Origin of the sequence: Bradyrhizobium sp. AZCC 1721, assembly GCF_036924715.1 — a bacterium.
GTDB lineage: Bacteria > Pseudomonadota > Alphaproteobacteria > Rhizobiales > Xanthobacteraceae > Bradyrhizobium.
In genome coordinates, this window is the sequence record NZ_JAZHSB010000001.1 from 1,686,698 (window position 1) to 1,698,142 (window position 11,445).

Consider the following 11,445-nt stretch of genomic DNA (forward strand, 5'->3'; position numbering starts at 1 on the left):
GTCAGAGGGCAACGGTGCTGCAGCTTCCTGCACAGCGCGAGATCGACAGGAAGCCGTTGACGGCGGAGCAGAACCGGCGCTCGTCAGTTCGGGGGCTGTCCTAGTTAGAATTGCGGCTGTCGCCGTCGGCAGATTGAAGTCCGGAGCGGTGTCCATGTCGATATCCATCGGCACGCGCCGGAAGCGTGCGGTTCGGCAATGCGCAGGCGATCGCTCGTTGCGGCGACTTCGATTGTCAAAAAGGATTTGCGATCGCGGCGAAGGGCGGCGCTACAGCAGGCCCATAGCTAGTCTGCGCGATGATGGAGTAGTGCCGCTGATTTGCCCGACGTGCCAAGTGTTCGCGGAATCGCTCAAGGTATCATGCCAGCGACTATTGCTACTTTGCATGGGGTTGTTTTCCATATTTCGCGGTTGAGAGCTCGGCCTCCTGCCGCATTGATCTCAACGGCAACGGAATCGAGCTGACCAGTGGCTGGGCCGTCACATGACGTAGGGAGGATAGGCCAGGTCCAGGCCCGCGACGAGCTTGCCCAGTTCGACCAACAGACCGGGCGACGCCGGGGCCGCACCTCGATGGCAATCCCCACCGTGGCGACCGCGATCACGGTGCTTCATCAGACGATGCGGGCGCATAGCGAAGCTCCCAAGGTTACGAGGAGGATCCCGGTGAGTCTGTTGAACCAATCCAGCGCGGCTTTCTGCAAGCTCCGAAACATGGTGTTCGTGCTGAGGGTGAGGAAGAGATACCAGGATGCACTGCCGAGCATAACACCGATGGGCGTCGCCAGCGCGCGTTCCATGATCAGCGGTTGGCCGGTTTCCAGCGCGGGCGCGACACCCAGGTACGGCAGTATCGTCATCGGGTTGGCGGCGGCGATCAACAGGGTCGATGTATAGGCCGAAAGCAAATCTGCGCATGTCGGATCTCCGCATGTCGAGCCGTGCGCTGCGTCCGTGGACACGAGAATGGTTCTGAGGCCTATCAAGACCAGCACGATCCCTCCCGTGATGCGCAGCGGCGTGTGCAGGGCGAGCGTCATCTGCGTCAACACGGTCCCGCTCACCACGGCCAGGCAACTGAACATCCCGTGGGCCGTTGCCGCACCCATGCCGCTCGCAACTCCCATCCGGATTCCGAATGCCAGCGTCCGCTGCACGCACATCAAGCCAATCGGGCCGAACGGGATAGCGACGAACAGGCCCAGCGCCGCCGCCGGCAGCAAGTGCGCGATGAACGGCGTCATTTCCAGAACGGCTTGGCTGCTTCGGTCATGGCCTCTTGCCGCGTCTTGCCGATGTCCTTGAGAAAGTGGTCATCGAGCTCCGCCAAGGCTCGTCGCTGCCGCGACCGCTCCGAACACTGGGCACACCAGCTCAAGAACCGTGTTCCCCATCCAAGTCGACATGTCTCAGCGCCGTCGTGATGGCTGGGCGCTGCGGCCGCTTTCCGACTCGTGAGCGAATTGACGCCTGCGATTGCAAAAATCATCGGATGCTTCATGTGAAACCTCCCGTTCGATTTCGATAGGTCAGCTTGCAGCAGCGTGAATAGGTCGAGCTGCGACCCGCGGCCGTGAATTGCTTCACAACTCACGCGCTCGTGTCTCCAAGTTGTGAGTTCGCGATTCTGCAAGCCGGCGGATGTCCGCTTAAATGCGATTTGCGGTGATGTTTGATCTGCGATTTGGAAAGTGCGTGCGGGTGCGAAATGGAACGCGCCCGCCCTGCATCAACCCGTCGACCTTTCAACGGCCCGACACTAGAAAGCGAAGCGGTATGACGGAAGGTCCAATCTGCGGATAATCAATCAGTCCAATTCAGGCGGCGCCTCAGGACTGTATTTGTCGGATTGATTGACCTGAGCGCGTCGCTCACGCCGCTTTCGAGCGTCGAGACGCGCGCTCATCGAAGCATCTGCGCAGCCGCCTCAGCCCTTCGGCAATCCGCGCCGTATCGATCGCCCCATATCCCAGCATGATGCCGGCCTGAGGCTCTCCCTCCAGCGGGAAGGATCGAATGGCAACGCCGAGATCGAAGGCTCGTGATGCAATCGCATCGATATCATCAACCGACGCTGTTCGCGCGTAGGCGGCGATATGCAGCCCGGTGGTCGACGGAACAAGATCGAGGTATTCGCCGAAGTTCCTCTTGATCCCCGCGGTCAGCATCTGATGCCGTTCGCTATAGATGCGGCTCACCTTGCGAATGTGACGCGCAAACGCGCCCTCGTCGATGAACTGCGCCAGCGCGCTCTGCGCCATTGTCGCTGTGTGCCAATCGGTGACAAACTTCGCCTTGTACGCCGCCTCTCGCAGCGACGGCGGCACGACCATGAAGGCCAGCCGGAGAGTCGGCAGCAACGTCTTGGAAAACGTGCCGACATACACAACGCGACCGGTCGTATCGAGGGTCTGAAGCGGCTCGAGCGGACGTCCGCCGAAGCGAAACTCGCTGTCATAGTCGTCCTCAACGACAACCGCGTTGTGGCGCTCGGCCCAGGCAAGCAGTGCACGCCGACGCGGCAGGCTCATGGCCATGCCGAGGGGAAACTGATGCGAGGGCGTCACGTAGACCACCCTGGCCTCGGCCGGCAGCGCCTCCACGACCAGGCCTTCGCTGTCGACCGGCACACCGATCACGCGCGCGCCCAGCGCCTTGAACAAGTCCTTTGGAGGCCGATAGCCCGGTTTCTCCACCGCAACGACATCGCCGGGCTCGAGAAGCACGCGTGCGACGATGTCGAGGGCCTGTTGGGTGCCATTCGTCACGATGACGTCGTCGGGCGATCCGGAAACGCTTCGTGAGATGCCGATGTGGCGAGCGATCGCCGCGCGCAGGTCCCAATTGCCCGCAGATTTCTCGTAGACGCCTGCCACCATTTCGTGCGAGTGCAGCGCACGGGCGACAACCCGTCGCCAGGTTTGGTGCGGAAACAGCGAAGCGTCTGGAATCCCGGCTCTGAAGTCGAAACGCGCCGCGCGGTCAAAGCCGCTCGGAAGCGGTATCGTCTCCCACACTCCACGCACCCGAATTGCGCGGGCTGTCGATCGCCTTGTTTTCGACGCCGGACGTCTTGCCTCAAGCTGATGGCTGACGAACGTCCCGGAGCCCGCATGGGATGTCGCGAATCCTTCCGCAACAAGGCTTTCATAAGCAATCGCCACCGTCGATCGTGCAACCGTCAGCGCGGCGGCTAGTTCTCGCGTGGGAGACAGCCGCTCTCCAGGCCGAAGGCGCCCATCCAGAATTGCCTGCCGGATCTGACGGTAGATTTCTCCGCTGAGGTCACTTCGACCAACAAGACTGACATGAAAGGCCACAGTCCTGAGCCCTCTTTCCTTCGCATTGGACCGGCAACCCTACATAAGGGTGTACGTTCCATCATACCGGTCTGCAGGTTCCTTCACGGACTGTCAGAGCCGCGCGGCGGGTGAAGCGCCGTTCTAGGAAACCGGGCAATCTCACTAGAATTGGAACCCATGTCCTCGCACGGCGTTCCCCACCGCGGGTGCGGTGATCGGTCTCGATCGGCTGCAAGGTGCGACGCGGTCTCGGATCCGAGTGTCTGGACGTATGCGATCGCTGATGGCGTGTGGCGCGAACGTCTGAATGCATGTTTCGTCGATTAACTCAGTATAAGAGTCGCGATGACAAAATTTCCCATGACGGCTGCGGGCTACGCTGCCCTTGCAGATGAACTGAGGCACCGCATCCGCGTCGAGCGGCCCGATCTTGTTCAGCGAATTCAGCAGGCGATCGCCGACGATCCAAATCTGGTTGAGAATTCGGAATATCAGGTTGCGCTTGCAGAGCAAAGTGTCAACGACACTCGAATTGCCGAGTTGGAAGACAAGCTCGCGCGTGCAGATATCGTCGACGTATCCAAGCTTTCCGGCAATACCATCAAGTTTGGCGCCACGGTGACGCTGATTGATGAGGACACCAGCGAGGAGCGGGTCTGGCAGCTCGTCGGCGAACCGGAAGCCGACGCGAGCAAGGGGAAGATTTCGATAACTTCACCGATCGCCAGGGCGTTAATCGGAAAGAGCAAAGGGGAAATCGTTGCCGTCGAGACGCCAGGCGGCCGCAAGGCGTTCAGGGTCCGACAAGTGGAGTGGTTTGAGGCAAAGCGAAAAAGGCGCGAGCAGGTGTGAAACGGTGGCTCGATCTTCGGGTCGGGCACAGTATCGCATCAGATATTGTTATCGCGATCGTCACGCACGCGCCTGGTTCGGGCTGCTAGCCTTTGAACGATGCAACAACTCGGTAACTTCCTGATCCGAAGTCTGGCCGAAATTCCTGTAGTGCATGCCGACCGCAAAGAACGGATCGGGGGTCTTGAGGCAAATGATCTCGTCTGCCTCCGCACTCAGCTCGTCAAGCGAATCGCGTGGCGCAACCGGCACCGCAAGAACGAGGCGGCCCGGCTTCGCCCTTGCGAGCGCTCTCAGCACGGCTTTCACGCTTCCGCCGGTGGCGATGCCGTCATCGACGACGATGATCGTACGGCCGGCAATCTCTGGCGGTGGATCACCGTCGCGGTAAAGGCGCCGTTGACGCTCGATTTCGGCAAGCTGGCGGGCAGTCTCGGCTTCCAGGTAGGCCGCGCCCGGCTGGATCTCGCGAACGATGTCCTGATTGAGCACGACCTGCGGATGGGCGCCATCGACCACCGCACCGAGCCCGAGTTCCTCATGACCCGGCGCGCCGATCTTGCGCACGAGCGCGACGTCGAGCGTGGCGTGCAGCGCTTGCGCAATCTCGAATCCAACAGGAACGCCGCCGCGCGGCAGCGCAAGCACGACCGCGTCCCTGTCCCTGAACTTCATGAGCGCCGACGCCAGCCGGCGTCCGGCGTCTCGCCGGTCGGCGAAAACCGTATCGGCGTCGATCACCTCTTCGGAGAGGGGCGACGCCAGGAATTGGCGGAACCAGCGCGTGGCATATTGCGTCACCTGCTCGAGCGCGCCGGGTTCTTCGAACAGATGCGTCGCCTTCGGCACGATCACGAGGTCCTTCTCGCAAGAGAGTTCTGCAAAAGCCGAACGGTTGAGCGGAATCACCGCTAGGTCGGCTCCACCAACGATCAGCAGCGTCGGCGCCCTGACGGCATGCAGCGCATGGCCGGCCAAATCCGGGCGACCGCCGCGCGAAACCACCGCAGCGACGTTTTGCCGGTCGGCAGCCGCGACCAGCGCGGCCGCTGCACCGGTGCTTGCGCCGAAATAGCCAATCGGAAACTTCGCGAGCTCTGGCCTGTTGCGGGTCCAGTCCGCGGCGTCTGCAAGCCGTGATGCCAACAGCGGGATATCGAATACGTTGCCGCGGTCCCGCTCCTCCTCCGGGCTGAGGAGATCAAGCAGCAGCGTGGCAAACCCGGCCTCACGGAGGGCCGCTGCGACCTGGTTGTTGCGTGGGCTTAGACGGCCGCTACCGCTGCCGTGCGCAAAAATGACGATGCCGGCCGCATCGTGAGGCACGCCCAAAATGCCCGCAAGGTGGTGCGGACCGACCAGGACTTCGCTGAGCTGTTCTCGTGCACTCGCCATGATCAGAACCCAAAGGGATAGGTCTCTGCCGCGCCCGCTACGGCTCGTGTCGCAAGCGGTGTCACCGCCTTGGTATCTTCGAACCAGACGAACGCGTCGAACTGTTCGGGCAACACCGCCTCGAAGTAGTGGCTGAGGAGCTCCGTCTCGGGTCGATAGATGACGCCAATGGCTCGCTCGAGTCTGGGGCCGGTCAACCTGTCGCGCAGCTCGCTTCGGCCGGGCGGCCGCAAATCGGTCAGTGATTGCGCCAGACCTGTGCGGCGGAACAGGTATTCATAGCTGTCCTCGCGTGCCGGCCGAACCGACTTGATCTCCATCTCGCCGCCCCAATCGGAGGCCGCAGCCACCGTGCCGCGATCCGTGCCGAACCCGATCAAGACAGCCTCGTCACCGTAGGCGTTGCGGACAAGCTCGCCGATATTGAATTCGCCGCCCCAACCCATCGAAGTTGCCGCGGCGTTGCCGATGTGGGAGTTGTGGGCCCAGACCACCGCCTTCGCCTGCGGCCCGCGTTCCTGCATCACATATTGCAGCGTGTCGAACATGTGACGGTCGCGCAGGTTCCACGACTCGGTCGAGCCGCGATACATGATGCGGTAATACTGCTCGGCCGCGCGCACGATCCGCGCATTCTGCGCGGCATTGAAGAAGGCCTCGCCGCCGTCGTTATACGAAAGCCGGTGCGACAGAAGCTCGCGCAATTGAGCCACCACCTCGTCTTCGCAACTGTCGCGGCCGGACAGCACGGCGCGTCCGTAACCGGCAGGGTCTGCCTGCCACGGCGTCAGGCAGGAATAGCGTTCACGCGCCGCGCGGGCGCGTTCCGGGTCGATGCCTTCGAGATACGCGATGACAGCGGCAATGGAGCTGTTGAGGCTGTAGACGTCGAGCCCCCGGAACTCGACCCGCTGGTCCGCAGCGCATGCGCCGTTGTGGAAGCGCAGATAATCGATGAATTGCTTCACTTCGATATTGCGCCACATCCAGGTCGGAAAACGTTCGAACGGCCGCTCCTTGGGCGGCCCGGATGGCAGTTGCCGCACGAGGTGATCGAGCACTGCTGAGTCCGGCCAATCGGCTTCGACCGCGACGATGTTGAAGCCGTGGTGCTCGATCAACTGGCGGGTGATGGCGGCACGTGCCCGATAGAATTCTGAGGTGCCATGTGTCGCTTCGCCGAGCATCACGATTTTCGCAGGGCCGAACCGGTCGAAAAAGGACGTGAAATCGTCCTGCTCCGGAGCCGGGAGATGATCGCCTGCCTCGTGCAGGAGATCGATCAACTCGCGATTGGTCCTCTCGCGAACCTGTTCGGCTTCCGGTGAAAGGGCCATGCGCCGGGTTCCCTAGATGGCTGCTGCGCTTGTCCAGCATCGGCATACCGACGCGCGGCTTGCAGGGATCGTCCTGAGCGCACGCGGGAAACGCCGATCAGCGTGCCTTGTTGAGGCAACTCAAGCGCCGGTCCGACGTTCCTTCGTATCGGCGGAATCGACCGGCAAGGCGTGTGGTTGCACCCCGGAGAACCGAGCGAGCCCGCCGTTGCGACCCTTTCATGAGCACGGGAGTCTGCATATGGTGTTCAAGTTGACGAGTCCTGCATTCGACGATGACCAGCCGATTCCGGCCAAATACACTTGCGACGGCCAGAATGTGTCTCCGCCGCTTCAATGGTCGGACCCGCCGCCGGGCACGAAGAGCTTCGCCCTTATCGTTGAGGACCCGGATGCACCGTCCGGCACGTTTCGGCATTGGGGCATCTACAACATCATGGGCGAGCGGACGATGCTGCCGGAAGCCATCGGTCACGGGCCAAAGACGGAGCGTCTCGGCAAAGGCGTCAACGATTTCGGCGAACTAGGCTATGGCGGGCCGGCGCCGCCCAAGGGTCATGGTACGCATCACTATCACTTCAAGCTGGCGGCCTTGGATGTCGACGAGCTATCGCGTTCGCCCAGCATGCCGATAGTCGACATCTGGAAAGCCGTCGAGAAGCACGCGATCGGCCAGGCTGAACTCGTCGGGACGTACCGCAGGTAGTGGCGACACGTTGCATGGAACGAGCGGGTCTCGGGGTGCGCCTGTGGCGTGCCCGCTCCCGCTCGGCACCTTGTTCCTTCTGTTTGCATCATGCCTCAGCCGGTGACCGCGCCCGCATGTTGCCCGCCCGGCCGCGAGATCCCATGCAGCGCGGTAGCGGCGCCGTCACCCGGCTTGGAAACCGCGATATCGCCGAGCGCAATGATACCGACCAGCCGCTTGTTTCGAGTGAGCACCGGCAACCGCCGCACCTGGATATCGGCCATGTTGCGAGTGACTTCATCGATATCCTGGTCTTCGAAGCAGTATTTGACATCTGCTGTCATGACGTCGCGCACCGGCGCATCCGGACCTCGGCCCATCGCCATTCCGCGCGTGGCAATATCACGGTCGGAGATCATTCCCACCAACCGATCATTTTCAGCCACCGGCAACAGCCCGATATTGAGCGTCGCCATCGCCTCGGCTGCATCCCTGATGCTGTCTTGCGCAGTGCAGAGCTGCACGGTCGTGGTCATGGCATCGCAAACTTTCATCTGGAGCCTCCTCTTGCCCGATAGGCGGCCAACGAAATTTGCAAGCGGACGTTCCCTCTATCGACCGGAAATCCAGGTGTGGAACATCGCGGGTACGAGTGTGTTCAACGTTCGGACCAGAGCAAAGCGGAGCGGATGACGATGGTGGGACGGCTGAACGGCAAATCATCAATCGTGACAGGTGCGGCGACGGGAATCGGCGAAGCTATCGCCCATAAATTTGCGCGAGAAGGTGCGAAAGTCATTGTTGCCGGACTGCCCGCCGATCCGGTGGAGGACGTCGTCCATGCCATCCGGGCGCGCGGCGGCGTGGCCGAACCCTTTCTTGGCGATGTTGCGGACGAGGTGGATGCGCAAGCCTGCATCGCCCTGGCGATCGATGCATTCGGCAGGCTCGACATCCTGATCAACAATGCCGGCGTGTTTCCCGAAATTGCCGAATGCCAGGATCACTCGGTCGAGATGTTCGACTACATCGTGCGTAACAATGTCCGTTCTGCATTCCTGATGACGAAGTTTGCGCTGCCACATCTGAAGCGCTCGCGGGGTGTCGTGATTTCGACGGGATCAGAGGCCGGCGAAATGGGTGAGCCAACGGCGGCGCCCTACGGTGGTTCGAAGGGCTTCCTTCACGCTTTCATGCGCGGCGTGGCCTACGAACAGGGCAAGCACGGCGTGCGCGCCCTCTGTGTGTGCCCTGGCCCTATCGATACGGCTTGGACGCACAAGGAAACCGGGCCGATGAACGAGCAGATGGAGAAGCAGACTCTTGCCGGTACTGTGCTCGGTCGGCGCGGTACCCCGGAGGAGATGGCCAATGTCTTTGCGTTCGCTGCGTCGGATGAGGCGAGCTTCGTAACGGGGGCGCTGATATTTGCTGACGGCGGCACCACGATTGCGAAGGGCGGCCCGGGGGAGATGGTGCAGAGCTTTGTGAGGGAGCAACCCAAGCCGACGCTCGATCTCAGGCACTCGCACGACGGCCTCAAGGGCAAGCCTGTCGAGAACCGCATGCACTAGATGAAGCTGCGAGCAGAATGCCGGTCGCGATCGAGTCGCTGCTGGTCAGGGCACCGGTACGGCCCGGCCCTTTCTGCCCGATTGCATCCCCTGGCTGAGGCGATCATCCGCGTGCTCGCTGACCGCATCCGTCGGCGGAAATATGCTGTCATATATTGCGCGGGCCTCTTGAATTAAGCGAGCCCGCTCAAGCTCCGGCTTCGGAACAAGTCGAATGACTTCGCCCATGCAGGGTCCCCGTCGGAAGGCATCATTGGTTTGCAGGTAGTTATGTTATAACGTAACATACGGTGGATTAGCGTCCTGTCAAGTCGCGTTTGGTCCGGTCGGCAGGCATCGGGATGCAACACGCCGGTCGCCGGACGACGCCGAAAACGACTGACGCTTCGCCGTCGCATCTATGCGTTGGTAGGCTGGACGCGCCGATGGCGTCGAGCTGATCGAAGAGGCTAGCGCCGCAATGCCGTCTCGGGGATGGCCCTGCGAACCACCTCGCGCATCGCAAAGCTCGAGTGGATGCGCGCCACTCCGGGCATCCGTGAAAGATGTTGCTTGTGGATGCGCTCGAAGTCCGCGATGTCGCGTGCGATGACCTGCAAGTGATAATCGTCGCTGCCCGACATCAAGTGACAGGACACGACATCCGGACAGCGGGCGATCGCCGCTTCGAATGCGGCCAGGTAATCCTCGCTCTGTTTTTCCAGCGTGATGGTGACGACAACGGTCGTGACGAGCCCGAGCGCAGTCGGCTCGAGATCGGCGCGATAGCCCCTGATAATCCCACCTTCCTCGAGTTGGCGGATGCGGCGCGCGCAGGCTGTCGGCGATAGTCCGACCTTTTCGGCGAGCTCGATCTGGCTCGCCCGGGCGTCGGCGAGGAGCTCGCTCAGAATCCGATAATCAATGCGATCCAGTTCATTCACGCGATAAGTCACTAATTTATGGCGTCAACATGCACAATATATGCGCAAATGGCTCCCAGCAAGCCGCAATTCGCCGAGAAGCGCTACCGACTCAGCAGTACTTTTATCTGCAGGCAGATGGCCTCGAATGCAGGAGCAAGCCCATGCGGATCGGTGTGCCCACGGAAATCAAGGTCGAGGAATATCGCGTTGGTCTGACGCCGGCTTCGGTGCGGGAGTATGTGACGCGGGGACACGAGGTGATCGTCGAGCGGGGCGCCGGGATCGGCATTGGCGCAAGCGATGACGTCTACCGTTCGGCCGGCGCTGCAATCGTGGATACGGCCGCGGAAATTTTCGCGACCGCTGATATGGTGGTCAAGGTCAAGGAGCCGCAGCCGAGCGAATGGCGCCAGCTTCGCGACAATCAGATCCTCTTCACCTATTTGCACCTTGCGCCGGACGCGGCGCAGACCAAGGGGCTTCTGGCATCCGGCTGCACTGCGATCGCTTACGAGACGGTGACCGACGCCCATGGAGGGCTTCCCTTGCTTGCGCCGATGAGCGAAGTGGCGGGACGGTTGGCGATCGAGGCTGCGGGCGCTGCCCTGCGGAAATCGGCGGACGGAATGGGTAAGCTGATCGGCGGGGTGCCCGGCGTGGCGCCGAGCAGGATGGCGGTGATCGGCGGTGGCGTGGTCGGCACGCATGCCGCGCGGATGGCCGCAGGGCTCGGCGCCGACATCGTTATCCTGGACCGCTCGCTGCCGCGCCTTCGTGTTCTTGACGAGATGTTCCAGGGGCGCGTGCGCACACGCTATGCAACGCTGGAAGCGATCGAAGAGGAGGTCATTGCGGCCGACGTCGTCATCGGCGCCGTGCTGGTGCCGGGCGCCAGTGCGCCGAAGCTCGTCTCGCGCGCGCATCTCGGCCGCATGAAATACCGTGCCGTACTGGTCGACGTTGCGATCGACCAGGGCGGCTGCTTCGAGACGTCGCGGCCGACGACCCATCAGGCGCCGACCTATCTCGTCGACGAGATCGTGCACTATTGCGTCGCCAACATGCCGGGCGCGGTGCCGGTGACGTCGAGCCATGCGCTCAACAATGCCACGCTGCCGTTCGGCCTTGCGCTGGCTGAAAAGGGCATCCGCGCGCTGATCGAGGATCCGCATCTGCGGGCCGGACTCAACGTGCACCGCGGACAGATCACCAATCGCGCGGTCGCCGACAGCCAGAATTTGCCTGCAGCGGCACCCGAAATGATTTTGGCGGCGTGACGCTGGCCGCCCGCTGGGGGTCGCAAGGTGACGGTGGCGTGACGCCATGGCCGGATTTTGCGGCACTCACCCAGCAGCCGAGGTTCGAAGCGATCTGAGTCCCGAAATGGCG

Annotated in this window: 12 protein-coding genes; 4 read left to right on the top strand and 8 right to left on the bottom strand. The window is 62.2% G+C overall.

The genetic code is table 11. The features are described 5' to 3' along the window. Window positions 1–617: 617 nt before the first annotated feature. From V1273_RS08235 to pdxR, 3 genes are all read right to left on the bottom strand, one after another. Window positions 618–1,247, bottom strand: coding sequence for a LysE family translocator (locus V1273_RS08235; RefSeq protein ID WP_334383516.1), 630 nt, complete (start codon window positions 1,245–1,247; stop codon window positions 618–620). Then, window positions 1,244–1,504: a DUF1127 domain-containing protein gene (locus V1273_RS08240; protein ID WP_334409217.1), complete on the bottom strand. Its 261-nt coding sequence runs from the start codon at window positions 1,502–1,504 to the stop codon at window positions 1,244–1,246. Before V1273_RS08240 ends, V1273_RS08235 begins: the two co-directional genes overlap by 4 nt. Window positions 1,505–1,874: 370 nt before the next feature. Beyond that, the gene (pdxR, locus tag V1273_RS08245) at window positions 1,875–3,323 is read right to left on the bottom strand and encodes a MocR-like pyridoxine biosynthesis transcription factor PdxR (RefSeq protein WP_442893711.1); all 1,449 of its coding nucleotides are present in this window, start codon (window positions 3,321–3,323) and stop codon (window positions 1,875–1,877) included. A gap of 327 nt (window positions 3,324–3,650) precedes the next feature. Here pdxR and greA point away from each other — a divergent pair, with 327 nt between their 5' ends. After that, window positions 3,651–4,157, top strand: coding sequence for a transcription elongation factor GreA (gene greA / locus V1273_RS08250; RefSeq protein WP_334367292.1), 507 nt, complete (start codon window positions 3,651–3,653; stop codon window positions 4,155–4,157). A 60-nt stretch (window positions 4,158–4,217) separates the two neighbouring features. Here the strand turns inward: greA and V1273_RS08255 are convergent, their stop codons facing one another. Then, the gene (locus V1273_RS08255; RefSeq protein ID WP_334367293.1) at window positions 4,218–5,552 is read right to left on the bottom strand and encodes a phosphoribosyltransferase family protein; all 1,335 of its coding nucleotides are present in this window, start codon (window positions 5,550–5,552) and stop codon (window positions 4,218–4,220) included. Between the two features lie 2 nt (window positions 5,553–5,554). Further along, window positions 5,555–6,889 (bottom strand): erythromycin esterase family protein, encoded by a 1,335-nt coding sequence (locus V1273_RS08260; protein WP_334409219.1) that lies wholly within the window; start codon window positions 6,887–6,889, stop codon window positions 5,555–5,557. A gap of 241 nt (window positions 6,890–7,130) precedes the next feature. On the opposite strand from V1273_RS08260, the gene V1273_RS08265 reads away from it, so the two are divergent. Beyond that, window positions 7,131–7,595 (top strand): YbhB/YbcL family Raf kinase inhibitor-like protein, encoded by a 465-nt coding sequence (locus V1273_RS08265; protein WP_334367295.1) that lies wholly within the window; start codon window positions 7,131–7,133, stop codon window positions 7,593–7,595. A 95-nt stretch (window positions 7,596–7,690) separates the two neighbouring features. On the opposite strand, the gene V1273_RS08270 is transcribed toward V1273_RS08265, so the two are convergent. Beyond that, on the bottom strand, window positions 7,691–8,131 hold the full coding sequence (locus tag V1273_RS08270) for a CBS domain-containing protein (protein WP_334383513.1): 441 nt from the start codon (window positions 8,129–8,131) through the stop codon (window positions 7,691–7,693). A gap of 141 nt (window positions 8,132–8,272) precedes the next feature. On the opposite strand from V1273_RS08270, the gene V1273_RS08275 reads away from it, so the two are divergent. Then, the gene (locus tag V1273_RS08275) at window positions 8,273–9,151 is read left to right on the top strand and encodes an SDR family NAD(P)-dependent oxidoreductase (RefSeq protein WP_334409220.1); all 879 of its coding nucleotides are present in this window, start codon (window positions 8,273–8,275) and stop codon (window positions 9,149–9,151) included. Window positions 9,152–9,196: 45 nt separating this feature from the next. Here the strand turns inward: V1273_RS08275 and V1273_RS08280 are convergent, their stop codons facing one another. Then, window positions 9,197–9,379 (bottom strand): hypothetical protein, encoded by a 183-nt coding sequence (locus tag V1273_RS08280; protein WP_334367299.1) that lies wholly within the window; start codon window positions 9,377–9,379, stop codon window positions 9,197–9,199. Between the two features lie 221 nt (window positions 9,380–9,600). Beyond that, on the bottom strand, window positions 9,601–10,074 hold the full coding sequence (locus V1273_RS08285; RefSeq protein ID WP_245309210.1) for an Lrp/AsnC family transcriptional regulator: 474 nt from the start codon (window positions 10,072–10,074) through the stop codon (window positions 9,601–9,603). Window positions 10,075–10,217: 143 nt separating this feature from the next. On the opposite strand from V1273_RS08285, the gene ald reads away from it, so the two are divergent. Then, the gene (ald, locus tag V1273_RS08290; protein ID WP_334367301.1) at window positions 10,218–11,333 is read left to right on the top strand and encodes an alanine dehydrogenase; all 1,116 of its coding nucleotides are present in this window, start codon (window positions 10,218–10,220) and stop codon (window positions 11,331–11,333) included. Window positions 11,334–11,445: the final 112 nt, after the last annotated feature.

Coding starts and splice junctions, on each gene's coding strand:
- V1273_RS08260 (WP_334409219.1), bottom strand. CDS start 6,889: ATGGCCCTTTCACCGGAAGCCGAACAGGTTCGCGAGAGGACCAATCGC.
- V1273_RS08270 (WP_334383513.1), bottom strand. CDS start 8,131: ATGAAAGTTTGCGATGCCATGACCACGACCGTGCAGCTCTGCACTGCG.
- V1273_RS08240 (WP_334409217.1), bottom strand. CDS start 1,504: ATGAAGCATCCGATGATTTTTGCAATCGCAGGCGTCAATTCGCTCACG.
- ald (WP_334367301.1), top strand. CDS start 10,218: ATGCGGATCGGTGTGCCCACGGAAATCAAGGTCGAGGAATATCGCGTT.
- V1273_RS08275 (WP_334409220.1), top strand. CDS start 8,273: ATGGTGGGACGGCTGAACGGCAAATCATCAATCGTGACAGGTGCGGCG.
- V1273_RS08265 (WP_334367295.1), top strand. CDS start 7,131: ATGGTGTTCAAGTTGACGAGTCCTGCATTCGACGATGACCAGCCGATT.
- V1273_RS08255 (WP_334367293.1), bottom strand. CDS start 5,552: ATGGCGAGTGCACGAGAACAGCTCAGCGAAGTCCTGGTCGGTCCGCAC.
- V1273_RS08235 (WP_334383516.1), bottom strand. CDS start 1,247: ATGACGCCGTTCATCGCGCACTTGCTGCCGGCGGCGGCGCTGGGCCTG.
- V1273_RS08280 (WP_334367299.1), bottom strand. CDS start 9,379: ATGGGCGAAGTCATTCGACTTGTTCCGAAGCCGGAGCTTGAGCGGGCT.
- greA (WP_334367292.1), top strand. CDS start 3,651: ATGACAAAATTTCCCATGACGGCTGCGGGCTACGCTGCCCTTGCAGAT.